Here is a 14,899-nt window from a genome sequence, read left to right as displayed (position 1 = left end):
CCCCGGGACAGCACGGAGCCGGGCACTCCTCCCGTAAGAGGGGTGCCCGGCCCTGTTGACGTGGACCTGGAGCTCAGCCGGCCAGGGCCGGCTCCCGGACAGGTTCGGCCGGTGCGGTCGGCGCCGGCGCCCGGCGGACGAACAGCACCGCCGCCAGACCGGCCAGCGACCACAGCGAGAGCGTCAGCACAGCGCCGCCCGCGGCGCTGCCGTCGAAGAAGGCGACCGAGCGGAGCAGGGAACCCCCCGCGCCCGGCGGAAGCCACTGGCCGATCGCGCCAACGGGCTCGGGCAGCAGCTGCGGTGCGCTGGTGACGCCGGAGAAGGAGTTGCCCAGCAGGACCATCAGCAGCGCGCCGAGCCCGATGCCGCGCGGCCCGAACAGGGTGGCGAGCCCCGCCACCGCCGAACCGATGGCCAGTACAGTGAGCGCGAGCGCTCCCGCCTCCGTCCACCAGTCGCCCGCGAACGCGCCGAGCCAGCTGTGCGCGACCGCGGTGACGGCGATGCCCGCCAGTGCGGCCGACGCGACCAGGGTCAGCGCCGCCCGCGCTCCGCGCAGTCCCATCAGGGTGACGACGGCTCCGGCCGCCATGCCCGCCAGGGCCAGCGGCAGCATGCTCGCCCCGAGCACACTTCCCCGGGGGTCCCAGGGTGGCGCGGCGACCACATCCGTGACCCGGACCGGAGCGTCCTCGGGGGCGGACGCCGCCACGGCCTCGCGCAGCAGCTGGGAGACGACAGGGCTCGCCGCCGAGGCGGTGAGCAGGTGGGGTCCCCGCGGGGTGACGACGACGGCTCCGTATACGGTCCGGTCCTCGATCGCGGTGCGGGCGGCGGCCTCGTCGTCGAAGCGGTGCACGTCGAACGCGCCGTCGCGCTGCTCGAAGCGCTGTTCCAGCTGCTGGGCCGCCGATGCCGGGCCGGCCACCCCGACCGGGAGGTCGCGCGGTGCGATCCGGGCGGCGGGCCACGCGAAGGCCCAGAGGGCGAGCGTCACCACCAGGGGGATCAGCAGGATCACCGCCACCGCGCGGCGGTTGGGTGCGGTGGACATGAGGGGCCTCGATTCGTGCGGCAGAGGAGCATCTGCGTCTGCGTCTACATCTAAGAGAAGGATCGTTCGTTTTACGTCTCCACTGTCGACAACACCGTGCGGGTTTGTCAAGAAGGAACGTTCGTTTTAGATTGATGCCATGGCTCGCGTATCCCAGGAACACCTCGACGCCCGTCGCCGCCAGATCCTCGACGGTGCGGCGCGCTGCTTCGCCCGCAACGGATTCCACGGCACGTCCATGCAGGACATCCTCAAGGAGGTGGGTCTGTCCGCCGGAGCGGTCTACCGCTACTTCCCCGGCAAGGAGGACATCATCGCGGCCATCACGGAGGAGACCTTCGCCGTCATCCGCGGCGCCTTCGAGGAGGCATCCCGCATGACGCCGCCGCCCACCCCGGACGCCCTGCTCGGCCGGGTGCTCGGCGGGGTGCTCGCGGGGGAGGTGCACGGGCTGGAGCGCCGCGTCTTCGCCGCGCTCGTGGTCCAGCTCTGGTCCGAGACGCTGCGCGACGAACGGCTCGCCGCGCTCCTCGACGACGGCTACGCGGCCATGCGCGTCGCCTGGACGAAACTCGTCGACGCCTACCGTTCCGCCGGGATCCTGGCGAGCGACGTGCCCGGCGACGATGTGGCGCGCACGATGATCGCGACGGCGCAGGGCTTCATCGTGCAGGAGGCGCTCTTCGGGGACGTGCGCCCCGAAGTGCTGAAGAACGGGTTGCGCGGACTGATGTCCATGAGCCCGCAAAAGATCAGTTAACGCAATGGAAAAACTTCCGCCCTAACGTGCAATACCTGGTCGCGAGGCCACCGTTCCTCATTCAACGAGTTGTTGAACGGGGGTAGGGTCCCGCTGCGTCCGGAGCCGGAGCCGGACGGAAGACGATGAGGTGGAAGCGTGCAACTGACCCCGCACGAGCAGGAGCGTCTGCTCATCCATGTGGCCGCCGACGTGGCCGAGAAGCGCCGGGCACGCGGACTGCGGCTCAATCACCCCGAGACCGTCGCCCTGATCACCGCCCATCTGCTGGAAGGCGCCCGGGACGGTCGCACGGTCGCCGAACTCATGGCGTCCGGGCGCAGGTTGCTCACCCGGGACGAGGTCATGGAAGGCATCCCGGAGATGCTCCACGACGTCCAGGTCGAGGCCACCTTCCCCGACGGCACGAAGCTCGTCACCGTCCACGACCCGATCGTCTGACGGGGCCGCGCCGATGATTCCCGGAGAGATCCTGTACGGGGACGGGGACATCCCCCTCAACGCGGGGCGTACGGTCACCCGCCTCACCGTCCTCAACGCCGCCGACCGTCCCGTCCAGGTCGGCTCCCACTACCACTTCGCCGAGGCCAACCCCGGACTGCGCTTCGACCGCGCCGCCGCCCACGGGTTGCGGCTGAACATTGCCGCCGGCACGGCGGTCCGCTTCGAACCCGGCATCCCCGCCGACGTCGAACTCGTCCCCCTCACCGGCCGCCGCGTCGTCCCCGGCCTGCGCGGCGAAACCGGAGGTGCCCTCGATGCCTGACCTCAACAGAGCCGTGTACGCCGATCTGTTCGGGCCCACCACCGGCGACCGCATCCGGCTCGCCGACACCGACCTGCTCGTCGAGATCGAGGAGGACCGCTCGGGCGGCCCCGGACACGCGGGCGACGAGGCGGTGTTCGGCGGCGGCAAGGTGATCCGGGAGTCGATGGGCCAGGCCCGCACCACCCGCGCCGAGGGCGCGCCCGACACCGTCATCACCGGGGCCGTCGTCATCGACCACTGGGGAGTCGTCAAGGCCGACATCGGCATCCGGGACGGCCGGATCACCGGCATCGGCAAGGCCGGCAACCCGGACACCATGGACGGCGTCCACCCCGACCTGGTGATCGGCCCGGAGACCGAGATCATCGCGGGCAACGGGAAGCTGCTCACGGCCGGAGCGGTCGACGCCCACGTCCACTTCATCTCACCCACCCTTATCGACCAGGCACTCTCCAGCGGCATCACCACCCTCGTCGGCGGCGGCACCGGCCCCGCCGAGGGCACCAAGGCCACCACCATCACCCCGGGACCCTGGCACCTGGCCCGGATGTTCGAGGCGCTGGAGACCTTCCCGGTCAACATCGGGCTGCTCGGCAAGGGCAACACGATGTCGCAGGAGGCCATGCACTCCCAACTGCGCGGCGGCGCACTGGGATTCAAGATCCACGAGGACTGGGGCGCGACGCCCGCCGTCATCGACGCCTGCCTCACGGTCTGCGAGCGGACGGGCGCGCAGCTCGCCATCCACACGGACACCCTCAACGAGGCCGGGTTCGTCGCCGACACCCTCGCCGCCATCGCCGGCCGGACGATCCACGCCTACCACACCGAGGGGGCCGGGGGCGGGCACGCGCCCGACATCATCAGCGTGGTCTCCGAGCCCTACGTCCTGCCGAGCTCGACCAACCCCACCCGGCCGCACACCGTCAACACGATCGAGGAACACCTCGACATGCTGATGGTCTGCCACCACCTGAACCCCGCCGTCCCCGAGGACCTGGCCTTCGCGGAGTCCCGGATCCGGCCCTCCACCATCGCGGCCGAGGACATCCTGCACGACCTCGGCGGCATCTCGATCATCTCCTCGGACTCCCAGGCCATGGGGCGGATCGGCGAGGTGGTCCTGCGGACCTGGCAGACCGCCCACGTCATGAAGAAGCGGCGCGGAGCCCTGCCCGGGGACGGGCGGGCCGACAACCACCGGGTCCGTCGCTATGTCGCCAAATACACCATCAACCCGGCCGTCGCACAGGGACTGGACCGGGAGATCGGCTCCGTGGAGACCGGCAAGCTCGCCGACCTCGTTCTCTGGGACCCGGCGTTCTTCGGCGTGAAGCCCCAGACGGTCATCAAGGGCGGTCAGATCGCGTACGCGCAGATGGGCGACGCCAACGCCTCCATCCCGACGCCGCAACCGGTGCTGCCCCGGCCGATGTTCGGCGCCCTGGGACGAGCAGCCGCCCAGGGCTCGTTCAACTTCGTCTCCGCCGCCGCGATCGAGGACGGGCTGCCCGAACGGATCGCCCTGCACAAGCGGTTCGTGCCGATCACCAGCACCCGGGGGGTCACGAAGGCGGACATGCGGGAGAACGACGCCCTGCCCCAGGTCAAGGTCGACCCCGACAGCTTCGCCGTCACGATCGACGGCGACCCGGTCGAACCCGCACCGGCGGCGGAACTGCCCATGGCCCAGCGCTACTTCCTCTTCTGAGCGGATCCGGCCATGTCACGCGCAGCGCTCCTCGTCCTCGCCGACGGCCGGTTCCCTGCCGGCGGACACGCCCACTCCGGCGGCGCCGAACCAGCCGTCGCCGAGGGCCGCGTCCTCGACGCCGACTCCCTCGCCGACTTCTGCCGGGGCCGGCTGCACACCACGGGCCTCACCGCCGCCGCCCTCGCCGCGGCGGCGGCCCACGGCCTCGACCCGCTCACCCTGGACGAGGCCGCCGACGCCCGTACGCCCTCGCCCGCCCTGCGCGCCACCGCGCGCAAACTGGGCCGGCAGCTGATGCGGGCCGCCCGCGCCACCTGGCCGAGCCCCGAACTGGACGCGCTCGCGGCGGCCCGGCCGCGCGGCGCCCATCAGCCGGTCGTCCTCGGGCTCACCGCGCGGTCGGCGGGTCTGGACCCCGTGGACGCCGCCCACTGTGTCGCGTACGAGACCGTCAGCGGCCCCGCCACCGCCGTCGTCCGGCTCCTCTCCCTCGACCCCTTCCACGCCACCGCCGTACTCGCCCGGCTCGCCCCCGAGCTGGACCGGGTCGCCGAACAGGCCGCCGAGGCCGCCCGGCAGGGCATCGACGCCCTGCCCGCCGCATCGGCGCCCCTCCTCGACATCACCGCCGAGGCCCACGCCGCCTGGCCGGTCCGCCTCTTCGCCTCGTAACCCGCACCCACAGGAGCCCCCATGCACCTCGGCCACTCCCACGACGGACCCGCCGCCGTCAGCGCCGACGCCACCCGTCCCGACGGCGCCCGGCGCGCCCTGCGCATCGGCCTCGGCGGCCCCGTCGGCTCCGGCAAGACGGCCACCGTCGCCGCCCTCTGCCGCGAACTCCGCGACCGGATCTCCATCGCCGTCGTCACCAACGACATCTACACCCAGGAGGACGCCGCCTTCCTGCTGCGCAACGCGGTCCTGCCGCCCGAGCGGATCCAGGCCGTCGAGACCGGCGCCTGCCCGCACACCGCGATCCGCGACGACATCTCCGCCAACCTCGAAGCCGTCGAGGACCTGGAGGACGCGGTCGGCCCGCTCGACCTGATCCTCGTCGAGTCCGGCGGCGACAACCTCACTGCCACCTTCTCCAAAGGGCTCGTCGACGCGCAGATCTTCGTCATCGACGTCGCGGGCGGCGACGACATCCCGCGCAAGGGCGGCCCCGGCGTCACCACCGCAGACCTCCTCGTCGTCAACAAGACCGACCTCGCCCCCTACGTCGGCTCCGACCTGGAGCGGATGGCCCTCGACGCCAAGAAGCAGCGCGGCGAACTCCCCGTCGCCTTCACCTCGTTGACCTCGGCCGAAGGCGTCGGACCGGTCGCCGACTGGGTGCGGGCACAGCTCGCCGCCTGGGCCGCGTGAGCGTCCGCGCGACGGCCCGGCTCCGGGCCGAGCCCGACGGGCGGGACGGGACCGCCCTGCCCGTCCTGGTCGGCGACGGCCCGCTCGCCCTGCGCCGCACCCGCTCGCCGCGGGCCGCGTACGCCCGGGTCACCGTCGTCGGCGCGATGAGCGCCCCGCTGAACGGCGACCGGCTGGCGATCGAGGCGGACATCGCGGACGGGGCGCGCCTCACCGTGGACGCGGCGGCGGCCACCGTCGCCCTCCCGGGCCCACGGGCGGACACCGGCCCGTCCACGTACGGGGTGGACCTGACCGTGGGGGAGGGGGCCGTGCTGCACTGGCTCCCCGAACAACTCGTCTCCGCCCGCGGCAGCGACCTGCACCAGACCACCCGGGTCCGACTCGCCCCCACCGCCCGCCTGTTGCTGCGCGAGGAACAGATCCTCGGCCGGCACGCCGAGCCCACCGGCGCCCTCACCACCCGGCTCACCGTCCACCGCGCGGGCCGCCCGCTCCTGGACCAGCAACTGGCCTACGGGCCCGGCGCCCCCGGCGGCTGGGACGGCCCGGCCGTCCTCGGCGGCCACCGGGCCGTCGGCCAACTCCTCCTCGCCGACCCGGCCTTCGAGGAAGCCCCGCTCCCCGCACGCCTCTTCGGCCCCACCGCCGCCCTCACCCCGCTCGCCGGCCCCGCCGTGCTGGTGACCGCCGTGGCCGCCGACGCCCGCCTGCTGCGCGGGATCCTGGACGAGGCGATGCGTGAACTGCTGGACGGTCTGAAGGAGGACCACGGCACGGTCTGAAGGAGGACCAGGACACGGGCTTAAGGCGGCCCGGCCGACGGAGTCCGCTCAGCGAACCTTCTTCACCGGTTATGGGTTCGGTAAAGAAACAGGTGTACGCCCTGGCCTCCGGGTGCCCCCAGGCGAAAGGATCCCCGCGACGTACCGATGACCACGCCGCCGGCGGCGGCGGATCGGATGAAGGGGGAGGTTCCACGTGGGACGTATCAAGGTGCTCGGTTCGGCCGGGGCTCTCGTCGCGGGCACGCTCATAGCGGGGGCGATGGCCGCACCCGCCGCCAGTGCCGACGGCAGCCGGCACGGCCGGGGCGACGCGGAGGCGCGCGGGGTAGCCGTCGCGGCGCACCGGGCGGCGAACGCCGGGATCGACTGGGAGGACTGCCCGGAGGACTGGGGGCTGACCGCCCCCATCCAGTGCGGCTGGGTGACCGTGCCGCTCGACTACGCCAGGCCGAACGGCAAGAAGATCAAGCTCGCCGTCGACCGGCACGTCAGCACCGGCACGAAGAGCGAGCGCCAGGGCGCACTGCTCTACAACCCGGGCGGTCCCGGCGGTTCGGGACTGCGCTTCCCCGCCCGGATCACCGCGAAGAACCCGCTCTGGACGAAGACCGCGAAGGCGTACGACTTCGTCGGCTTCGACCCGCGCGGCGTCGGCCACTCGGCCCCCATCTCCTGCGCCGACCCGCAGGAGTTCGTCAAGGCCCCCAAGGCCGACCCGGTCCCCGACAGCGAGGCCGACAAGCGCGCCCAGCGCAAGCTGGCCCGCGAGTACGCCGAAGGATGCGGCGAGCGCAGCGGCGCGATGCTGCCGCACATGACGACACCCAACACCGCACGTGACCTGGACGTCATCCGGGCCGCGCTCGGCGAGAAGAAGCTCAACTTCCTCGGCGTCTCCTACGGCACCTACCTGGGCGCCGTCTACGGCACGCTCTTCCCGACCCACGTCCGGCGCATGGTCGTCGACAGTGTGGTCGACCCGTCCCGGAAGAACATCTGGTACCGGGCGAACCTCAACCAGGACATCGCCTTCCAGACGCGCTGGGACGACTGGAAGGCCTGGGTCGCCGAGCACGACTCCGTCTACGGCATCGGCGACACCCCGCAGAAGGTCGAGAAGGCCTGGCTGGAGCTGCGGGCCACCGCAAAGAAGGAGCCCATCGGGGGCGTCGTCGGGCCCGCCGAGCTCATCGGCTTCTTCCAGGGCGCGCCGTACTACGACTCCGCCTGGGCCCCCACCGCCAAGACCTGGAGCGCCTACCGGGCCGGTGACACCCAGGCCCTGGTCGACGCCGCCGCCCCCGACATGAGCGACCTCGCGGGCAACGCCGCCGCCGAGAACGGCAACGCCGTCTACAACGCCGTCGAATGCGCCGACGCCCAGTGGCCCACCGACTGGCGCACCTGGGACCGGGACAACACCCGGCTGCACGAGAAGTACCCGTTCATGACGTGGGCCAACGCCTGGATGAACCTGCCCTGCGCCACCTGGCCGGCCAAGCAGCAGACCCCGCTGGACGTGAAGACCCGCAAGGGCCTGCCGCCGGTCCTCATCGTGCAGTCCACCCGCGACGCGGCCACCCCCTACCAGGGCGCTGTCGAGCTGCACCAGAGGTTCAAGGGCTCACGGCTCATCACCGAGAAGGACGCCGGCTCCCACGGCGTCACCGGACTGGTCAACCCCTGCGTCAACGAGCGGGTGGACACCTACCTCCTCACCGGGCAGACCGACCGGCGCGATGTGACGTGCGCCCCGCACGCCACACCGAAGCCGTAGCAGATCGCCCAGGGAGCGTACGGCCGTGGACCGCTCACCGCCCCCGGTCGTACGCCTCCAGCCAGGCGTCCTCCGCCGCGTAGTCGAAGAGCCAGGCCCCGTAGTTGGCGAGCATCTTCGGGAACGCCTCCCGCCAGTCGCGCTCCGCGAGCTGCCCGGCGAGCCACTCGACCGTCTCCGGCAGCGACTCCACGTACCCGGTCACCGGGCGGTACCCGAGCTGTTCCTCGGCGGCCGTCATGTCGTAGACCACGGGGTGGGCGCCGCTCCACGGTGTCACCCCGACATGCCCCTCCGGGGAAGGGCCGTCGACCAGCACCGTCTCCGTCTCCCGCCCGAGCACGTCGTCGATGGCCGATGCGATCTCCGCGACCGTGGGAGCCTCGGGGTCCGCCGCGTTCAGCACACGTGATCCCGGCCGCCCGGCGGCCAGCCGGATCAGCTCCGCCGCGTTGGACACATGGACCGGATGGAAGCGGCTCTCCCCGCCGTACGCGAACACCCGCCGCCGGCGCCCGTCCAGCAGCCGCTTCACCACGTACAGCTCGCGCGGGGTGCGGCAGTACGGGCCGTGGACCGCGCCCGCGCGCAGCAGTGTCACCGGCAGCTCCTCGCCCGCCGTCAGCAGCTCCCGCTCCAGCAGGACCTTGCGCGTCGCGTACGAGGCGTCACCCGGTGCCACCGTGCGCCGGCTCTCCGGCAGCGGCACCGGGAAGCGGGGGAAACCGTCGATCGAAGCCTGCGTGTCGAAGCTGCGGCCCCGGTCGTCCTCGTACACCGCCCCGCTGGAGATGACGACGGCCGATCCGATCCGGCCGGCCAGCCCCGTCAGCTGCCGGGCGTGCGCGCCGCCGAACGCCACCATGTCGACCAGTACGTCACAGCCGTCGCCCAGCGCCTTCTCCAGCGCCCCCTCCTCGTCACGGTCGAGCGCCACCGCCCGGACCCCGGCGTCCCATCCCTCGTCCCGGCCGCCACCGCGCGAGGCCGCGGTGACCTCCCAGCCGTCCGCGGCCAGCGCCCGCACCGCGGCCCGCCCGATCTGGCCCGTCGCTCCCAGCACCCATGCGTGTCCCTTGCTCATGGGCCCGACGCTAGGGGAGCCGATCCGCCGGGGCGAGGGCGCTCTGCCGGTGGCGTATTCGCGCTCAGCGTCGCAGCTTGGGGAACTTCCTCGGCGGCGCGGACTCCTGTTCGGCCGCCTTCACCTTGGCCGCGTACTCGTCCACGTACTCCTGGCCGGAGAGTACGAGGATCGCGTACATGATCTCGTCCGTCACGGCCCGGATCGCGGCCTTCTGGTTCTCCATGCCCGCGTAGCGGGAGAAGTCCAGCGGTTCGCCGAAGCGGATCGCGACCCGTTTGATCTTCGGCATGACCTGGCCGGGCGGCTGGATCTCGAAGGTGCCGACCATGGCGCAGGGAATCACCGGCACCTGCGCGGTGATCGCCATCACCGCGACCCCGACCTTGCCCTTGTAGAGCCGGCCGTCGTGCGAGCGGGTGCCCTCCGGGTAGATCCCCAGCAGCTCGCCCTTGCTCAGCACGCCGAGCCCCTCGCGGATGGCCGCCTGCCCGGCGTCCTTGCCGGACCGGTCCACCGGGATCTGGCCCGCGCTGCGGAAGAAGGCCGCGGTGAGGCGGCCCTTGATGCCCGGACCCGTGAAGTACTCGGCCTTCGCCAGGAAGGTGATGCGGCGCTTGATGATGGCCGGCATCAGGAAATGGTCGGAGAAGGAGAGATGGTTGCCCGCGACGATCGCCGCACCGCCCGTAGGGAGGTGCTCCAGGCCCTCGATCCGGGGCCGGAACAGCAGCCGCAGGACGGGCCCCAGCACGACATATTTCAGGACGTAATAGAACACCTTGCGGGTGCACCTCGCTCTGCCGGGTCGGCGTCAGGGCTGTACTGCCGGGTTCAGGGCTGCGTACTACCAGGTCACGGTGGTGCCGGGGCGCTACAGCGTAGACCCGGGCACCACCGTGCGACCGTAGCGAACCGGTCTCCCCGCTCGTACCCGCCTCCGGGCCCGTCAGGCGTCCTCACCCGCTGCCGAGACCGTCCCGCGGGCTCAGGTGTCCTGCGTGGCCAGCATGCCGAGGGTGCACAGACCCAGCACCACCCAGCCGAACCAGAGCCAGCCACTGCTTCCCAGCGCCACCGTGTACGCGGTCACCGCGAACAGGGCCCCGCCGGTCATGTATCCCATGGTCTTCGTCGATCCGGACATGCGCGCACGCTCCTCGTCGGCCGCGCGGCCGTTGTCCCCATGGTCACCCCGTACGCGCCCTCCGCGCTACTGTCCGCGCGCCTGCAATGACGCGAGATAGGCGTTGTACGCCGCCAGCTCCTTGTCACCGTCGCGGTCCGCCGCCCGGTCGGTGCGCCGCGCGGTGCGCTGCTCGGAGCGGTACCACTGGAAGACCAGCGCGATCAGCACCAGCACGGAGGGGATCTCGCTGAACGCCCAGGCGATGCCGCCCGCCCAGTTCTGGTCGCTCAGGGCGTCGATGCCGAGCGAGGCCGGCGGGTTCTCGTACGTCTCCACCATCGGCGTCGACGCCATCATCAGCGCGATCCCGAAGAACGCGTGGAACGGCATCCCCGCGAACAGCTCCAGCATCCGCATCAGATAGCCGGGCCGGTGCGGGCCCGGGTCCACGCCCATGATCGGCCAGAAGAAGACCAGGCCGACCGCGAGGAAGTGCACCATCATCCCGATGTGGCCCGGCTTCGAACTCATCAGGAAGTCGAAGATCGGCGTGAAGTACAGCGCGTAGAGGCTCGCGATGAACAGCGGGATCGTGAAGACCGGATGCGAGATGATCTTCATGTACCGGCTGTGCAGCAGCTTCAGCAGCAGCTCGCGCGGTCCGGTCCGCCCCCGCCCGGCCGGCGGCAGCGCGCGCAGTGCCAGCGTCACCGGGGCGCCCAGCAGCAGGAGGATCGGCGACAGCATGCTGATCACCATGTGCTGCACCATGTGCACGCTGAACATGACCATGCCGTAGTCGTTGAGCTTGGTGCACATCACCAGCGCGATGCTCAGCACGCCCACGGTGAAGAACACGATCCGGTTCACCGGCCAGCCGTCCCCGCGCCGACGCAGCCGCACCACGCCGTACCCGTACAGGGCGAGCGCCAGGACGCAGCCGGTCAGGAAGAACGGGTCGACGGAGAGCTCCAGCCCCCGCCCCAGCGTGAACGGCGGCAGATCCATGTTCATGCCGTGCCCGCTGTGATCCATCTGTTCACTCCCGATGGGGACACGTCCCCGTTTCGTGCCGGTTGTCCGGTCCAGAGTAGAACTGCCCCCGGTCGCGGTTGTGGCCGGGGGCAGTTCTGGGACGACGTGTCCTGACGCGGTGTCCTGACGAGATGGACGAGGTGGGCGAGGTGTTCTAGAGCACGCACTCCGCCTCGGCGTACCGCTCGGCGGGGACCGTCTTCAGCGTCTCGACGGCCTCGCCCAGCGGGACCATCACGATGTCGGTGCCGCGCAGTGCGGTCAGCATTCCGAACTCGCCCCGGTGCGCCGCCTCCACCGCGTGCCAGCCGAACCGGGTCGCCAGGACCCGGTCGTACGCGGTGGGCGTGCCGCCGCGCTGGACGTGGCCGAGGATGACCGGGCGGGCCTCCTTGCCGAGCCGCTGCTCCAGCTCCCCGGAAAGCTGCGTGGCCACCCCGGCGAACCGCTCGTGACCGTAGATGTCCTTGACGCCCTGCTCGAACTGCATGGAGCCCTCGCGGGGCTTGGCGCCCTCGGCGACCACCACGATGGCGAACTTCTTGCCCGCCGAGAAGCGCTTGCCGACCAGCTCGGCCAGCTCGTCGATGTCGAAGGGGCGCTCGGGCACCACGATGGCGTGGGCTCCGGCGGCCATGCCCGAGTGCAGGGCGATCCAGCCGGTGTGACGGCCCATGACCTCGACGATCAGCACCCGCTGGTGCGACTCGGCGGTGGTCTTCAGCCGGTCCAGGGCCTCGGTGGCGACGCCGACGGCGGTGTCGAAGCCGAAGGTGACGTCGGTGGAGGCGATGTCGTTGTCGATGGTCTTGGGGACGCCGACGATCGGGAGACCGGCCTCGGAGAGGAGGTTCGCGGCCTTGAGGGTGCCCTCGCCGCCGATCGGGATGATGGCGTCCAGACCGAGGTTCGCGACATGGCCGCGGGCGCGCTCCACACCGTCCCGCAGATGCGCGGGCTGGACCCGGGAGGAACCGAGGATCGTGCCGCCGCGGGCCAGGATGCCGCCCACCGCGTCAAGATCGAGCTTGCGGTAGTCGCACTCCAGCAGGCCCTTCCAGCCGTCGTGGAAGCCGATGACCTCGTCGCCGTGGTCCACCACCGCGCGGTGCACGACGGAACGGATGACGGCGTTGAGGCCGGGGCAGTCGCCGCCGGAGGTGAGTACGCCAATGCGCATGGCCCGGAAACCTTTGCAACGTTAAGTCGACGACCGGACCACGTCGTCCGGTTGGATCCCCGCCACCCTACCGGCGCGGGGTGGCGGGACCGAACCGGCCGTCCGCCTGCTGGACTCCGCTCAACCGAGCGGAAATCACCTCAGGCGGACACCGCTCAGGCGAGCGGAAAGCGCCTCAGGCGGGCTGGGTCGCCGAGGCGATCCGTTCGGCGCGCAGCGCGTCGTACCAGCGGTCGTCGGTGGGCGGCAGCGCGTTCACGTCGAGGGCCAGCTTCAGCAGCAGATCGGCGATCTGCGGGTTGCGGGCCAGCACGGGGCCGTGCATGTACGTCCCGAAGACCGTGTCGTTGTACGCGCCCTCCGTGCCGTCCCCGGTGCCGTTGCCCCGCCCGAACTGCACCCGGGCCAGCGGCCGTGCCGTCGGGCCGAGATGGGTGACGCCCTGGTGGTTCTCGAACCCGGTCAGCGGCGGCAGCCCGAGGTGCGGGTCGATGTCCGCCAGTACGTCGCCGACGCACCGCGCGCCCTCGCCGCGGGTGGAGACCACATCCAGCAGCCCGAGACCGGCCTCGCGCTCGCCGAGGTCGTTGACGAACTCGTGCCCGAGGATCTGGTAGCCCGCGCAGACCGAGAAGATGATCGCGCCGTTGGACGCGGCCCGGCTCAGCCCGCCGTCGCGGCGCAGCCGCTCGGCCGCCAGGCGCTGGGGCCGGTCCTCACCGCCGCCGATCAGATAGATGTCGCCGGACGTCGGCACCGGCTGGTCGCTGCGCACGTCGACGCGCTGCACGTCCAGACCGCGCTGCCGGGCACGCCGCTCCACGACCAGGGCGTTGCCCTGGTCGCCGTAGGTGCTGAGCAGGTCGGGGTAGACCCAGACCAGACGCAGACCGTTGTTGCTCATGCTTCGTCCTCTCCGGAGGTGGCCGGGGCCGGGGTCAGTTGCCGACACGACGGCGCAGATCCTGGAAGGCGGTGTAGTTGGCGATGACCTCGATGCGGCCGGGCGGTGCGTGACTCACGGCCTCGTCGAGCGTCTCGCAGACCCGGAAGTCGAGACCGGCCACTTCGAGGCGGACCGCGAGGTCCAGCTTCCGGTCGCCGAGCACGAAGATCGGGTGACCCGCCAGCTGCGTGTAGTCCACGTCCCACAGCCAGGAGGTGTCCGTGCCGTCCGCGCCGCGAGCGTTCACCGAGAGGATCACCGGCGTCGGCGGCGGGTCGATCAGCGAGAAGGTCTCCAGCCAGCCGGCCGGGTTCTTCGCCAGCAGCAGACGCAGCTCACGGTTCTGGAAGGTGACGACGTCATAGCGTCCGGCCACCGCCTGCACCTGGTACATCCGCTCCAGCGCGACCTGCGGCGGCACGCCGAAGACGGCGGCGACGGCGGCGGAACTGGTGGCGTTCGCCTTGTTCGCCCGGCCCGGCAGCTGGAGGTGGATCGGCCACGCCGAACCGTGCGGGTCCAGGACGTAGTCGCCGTTGAGCGCCCAGCTCGGGGCGGGGCGGCGGAAACCGCACTGCCCGCAGAACCAGTCGTCGCCCGGGCGCTGCATCACACCGCCGCAGGACGGGCAGGACCAGGCGTCGTCCTTCCACGCCTGGCCGGCCGCCACCCACACCACGTTGGCCGAGGAGGAGGCCGCCCAGACGACCAGCGGGTCGTCCGCGTTCGCGATGACCACGGCCTTCGAGCCGGAGAGGCCCTCGCGCCAGTGCTCGGCCATCATCCGGGTCTCCGCCGCGCGGTCCAGCTGGTCGCGCGAGAGGTTGAGCAGGGCGATCGCCTTGGGCGTGGTGTCGCGCGCGACACCCGCCAGATACTTCTCGTCGACCTCGATCACGCCGAACTTCGCGTCCGAGCCGCCGGCCAGCGCCGAGGTGATGCCCGCGGGCATGTTCGCGCCGAGCGCGTTCGACACGACGGGCCCGGCGGCCCGCAGCGCCTCGGCGATCAGCCGCGTGGTGGTCGTCTTGCCGTTCGTCGCCGACACGAGGATCACGTCCAGGTGCTGCGCCAGCCGCCCCAGCAGGTCGGGGTCGAGTTTGAGCGCCACCCGGCCGCCGATCACCGATCCGCTGCCCCGCCCCGCGGCGCGTGACACCGCCGCCGCGGCCTTGCCCGCCGTCACGGCCAGTTTGGCCCGCGGCGACAACGGCTCCGTGTTGCCTGCCATCGTCCTAGATCCTCCTTGCATCGGTCCGCGCCCAGCCTATCGATGTCCGGCGCGGCGA

General features: G+C 71.7%; 16 protein-coding genes. 8 read left to right on the top strand and 8 right to left on the bottom strand.

The features are described 5' to 3' along the window. Positions 1-73 precede the first annotated feature (73 nt). A complete protein-coding gene (locus ACH4KB_RS28325; protein ID WP_398068687.1) occupies positions 74-1,057 on the bottom strand; it encodes an ABC transporter permease in 984 nt (327 codons plus the stop codon). A 139-nt stretch (positions 1,058-1,196) separates the two neighbouring features. On the opposite strand from ACH4KB_RS28325, the gene ACH4KB_RS28320 reads away from it, so the two are divergent. The 8 genes from ACH4KB_RS28320 (at position 1,197) to ACH4KB_RS28285 (ending at position 8,236) form a co-directional block, all read left to right on the top strand. Continuing rightward, positions 1,197-1,817, top strand: a complete 621-nt coding sequence (locus ACH4KB_RS28320; protein WP_398068686.1) for a TetR/AcrR family transcriptional regulator — start codon at positions 1,197-1,199, stop codon at positions 1,815-1,817. Positions 1,818-1,955: 138 nt separating this feature from the next. Next, a complete protein-coding gene (locus ACH4KB_RS28315) occupies positions 1,956-2,258 on the top strand; it encodes an urease subunit gamma (protein WP_398068685.1) in 303 nt (100 codons plus the stop codon). Between the two features lie 13 nt (positions 2,259-2,271). After that, positions 2,272-2,583 (top strand): urease subunit beta, encoded by a 312-nt coding sequence (locus ACH4KB_RS28310; RefSeq protein ID WP_398068684.1) that lies wholly within the window; start codon positions 2,272-2,274, stop codon positions 2,581-2,583. Beyond that, a complete protein-coding gene (locus ACH4KB_RS28305) occupies positions 2,576-4,297 on the top strand; it encodes an urease subunit alpha (protein WP_398068683.1) in 1,722 nt (573 codons plus the stop codon). Before ACH4KB_RS28310 ends, ACH4KB_RS28305 begins: the two co-directional genes overlap by 8 nt. A 12-nt stretch (positions 4,298-4,309) precedes the next feature. Further along, positions 4,310-4,972 (top strand): urease accessory protein UreF, encoded by a 663-nt coding sequence (locus tag ACH4KB_RS28300; protein ID WP_398068682.1) that lies wholly within the window; start codon positions 4,310-4,312, stop codon positions 4,970-4,972. Between the two features lie 21 nt (positions 4,973-4,993). After that, positions 4,994-5,671, top strand: a complete 678-nt coding sequence (ureG, locus tag ACH4KB_RS28295; RefSeq protein WP_398068681.1) for an urease accessory protein UreG — start codon at positions 4,994-4,996, stop codon at positions 5,669-5,671. After that, the gene (locus ACH4KB_RS28290; protein WP_398068680.1) at positions 5,668-6,456 is read left to right on the top strand and encodes an urease accessory protein UreD; all 789 of its coding nucleotides are present in this window, start codon (positions 5,668-5,670) and stop codon (positions 6,454-6,456) included. Before ureG ends, ACH4KB_RS28290 begins: the two co-directional genes overlap by 4 nt. Positions 6,457-6,718: 262 nt before the next feature. Further along, a complete protein-coding gene (locus ACH4KB_RS28285; protein ID WP_398068808.1) occupies positions 6,719-8,236 on the top strand; it encodes an alpha/beta hydrolase in 1,518 nt (505 codons plus the stop codon). A gap of 34 nt (positions 8,237-8,270) precedes the next feature. Here ACH4KB_RS28285 and ACH4KB_RS28280 read toward each other — a convergent pair whose 3' ends face one another. The 7 genes from ACH4KB_RS28280 to ACH4KB_RS28250 all read right to left on the bottom strand — a co-directional run bounded on the left by ACH4KB_RS28280 (position 8,271) and on the right by ACH4KB_RS28250 (position 14,841). After that, a complete protein-coding gene (locus ACH4KB_RS28280) occupies positions 8,271-9,299 on the bottom strand; it encodes an NAD-dependent epimerase/dehydratase family protein (RefSeq protein WP_398068807.1) in 1,029 nt (342 codons plus the stop codon). Between the two features lie 85 nt (positions 9,300-9,384). Next, a complete protein-coding gene (locus tag ACH4KB_RS28275) occupies positions 9,385-10,101 on the bottom strand; it encodes a lysophospholipid acyltransferase family protein (protein ID WP_398068679.1) in 717 nt (238 codons plus the stop codon). Positions 10,102-10,308: 207 nt separating this feature from the next. After that, the gene (locus ACH4KB_RS28270) at positions 10,309-10,467 is read right to left on the bottom strand and encodes a hypothetical protein (protein ID WP_398068678.1); all 159 of its coding nucleotides are present in this window, start codon (positions 10,465-10,467) and stop codon (positions 10,309-10,311) included. A 66-nt stretch (positions 10,468-10,533) separates the two neighbouring features. Then, positions 10,534-11,484, bottom strand: coding sequence for a cytochrome c oxidase assembly protein (locus ACH4KB_RS28265; RefSeq protein WP_018957916.1), 951 nt, complete (start codon positions 11,482-11,484; stop codon positions 10,534-10,536). A gap of 154 nt (positions 11,485-11,638) precedes the next feature. Then, positions 11,639-12,664 (bottom strand): 6-phosphofructokinase, encoded by a 1,026-nt coding sequence (locus ACH4KB_RS28260; protein WP_398068677.1) that lies wholly within the window; start codon positions 12,662-12,664, stop codon positions 11,639-11,641. Between the two features lie 175 nt (positions 12,665-12,839). Continuing rightward, positions 12,840-13,568, bottom strand: a complete 729-nt coding sequence (locus tag ACH4KB_RS28255) for a type 1 glutamine amidotransferase (protein WP_398068676.1) — start codon at positions 13,566-13,568, stop codon at positions 12,840-12,842. A 34-nt stretch (positions 13,569-13,602) separates the two neighbouring features. After that, complete coding sequence (locus tag ACH4KB_RS28250; protein WP_398068675.1) at positions 13,603-14,841, bottom strand: MurT ligase domain-containing protein; 1,239 nt, start codon at positions 14,839-14,841, stop codon at positions 13,603-13,605. Positions 14,842-14,899: the final 58 nt, after the last annotated feature.

The sequence above is a fragment of the Streptomyces sp. NPDC017520 genome (assembly GCF_044329855.1).
In the GTDB taxonomy this organism is placed as follows: domain Bacteria; phylum Actinomycetota; class Actinomycetes; order Streptomycetales; family Streptomycetaceae; genus Streptomyces.
Note: the sequence above shows the minus strand (reverse complement) of the source record. Positions and strands in the feature narration are given on the sequence as shown.

Bases quoted from the DNA above. Each gene is read 5' to 3' on its own strand.
- ACH4KB_RS28325 (WP_398068687.1), bottom strand. From the start codon at position 1,057: ATGTCCACCGCACCCAACCGCCGCGCGGTGGCGGTGATCCTGCTGATC.
- ACH4KB_RS28320 (WP_398068686.1), top strand. From the start codon at position 1,197: ATGGCTCGCGTATCCCAGGAACACCTCGACGCCCGTCGCCGCCAGATC.
- ACH4KB_RS28310 (WP_398068684.1), top strand. From the start codon at position 2,272: ATGATTCCCGGAGAGATCCTGTACGGGGACGGGGACATCCCCCTCAAC.
- ACH4KB_RS28305 (WP_398068683.1), top strand. From the start codon at position 2,576: ATGCCTGACCTCAACAGAGCCGTGTACGCCGATCTGTTCGGGCCCACC.
- ACH4KB_RS28300 (WP_398068682.1), top strand. From the start codon at position 4,310: ATGTCACGCGCAGCGCTCCTCGTCCTCGCCGACGGCCGGTTCCCTGCC.
- ureG (WP_398068681.1), top strand. From the start codon at position 4,994: ATGCACCTCGGCCACTCCCACGACGGACCCGCCGCCGTCAGCGCCGAC.
- ACH4KB_RS28285 (WP_398068808.1), top strand. From the start codon at position 6,719: ATGGCCGCACCCGCCGCCAGTGCCGACGGCAGCCGGCACGGCCGGGGC.
- ACH4KB_RS28270 (WP_398068678.1), bottom strand. From the start codon at position 10,467: ATGTCCGGATCGACGAAGACCATGGGATACATGACCGGCGGGGCCCTG.
- ACH4KB_RS28265 (WP_018957916.1), bottom strand. From the start codon at position 11,484: ATGGATCACAGCGGGCACGGCATGAACATGGATCTGCCGCCGTTCACG.
- ACH4KB_RS28260 (WP_398068677.1), bottom strand. From the start codon at position 12,664: ATGCGCATTGGCGTACTCACCTCCGGCGGCGACTGCCCCGGCCTCAAC.
- ACH4KB_RS28255 (WP_398068676.1), bottom strand. From the start codon at position 13,568: ATGAGCAACAACGGTCTGCGTCTGGTCTGGGTCTACCCCGACCTGCTC.
- ACH4KB_RS28250 (WP_398068675.1), bottom strand. From the start codon at position 14,841: ATGGCAGGCAACACGGAGCCGTTGTCGCCGCGGGCCAAACTGGCCGTG.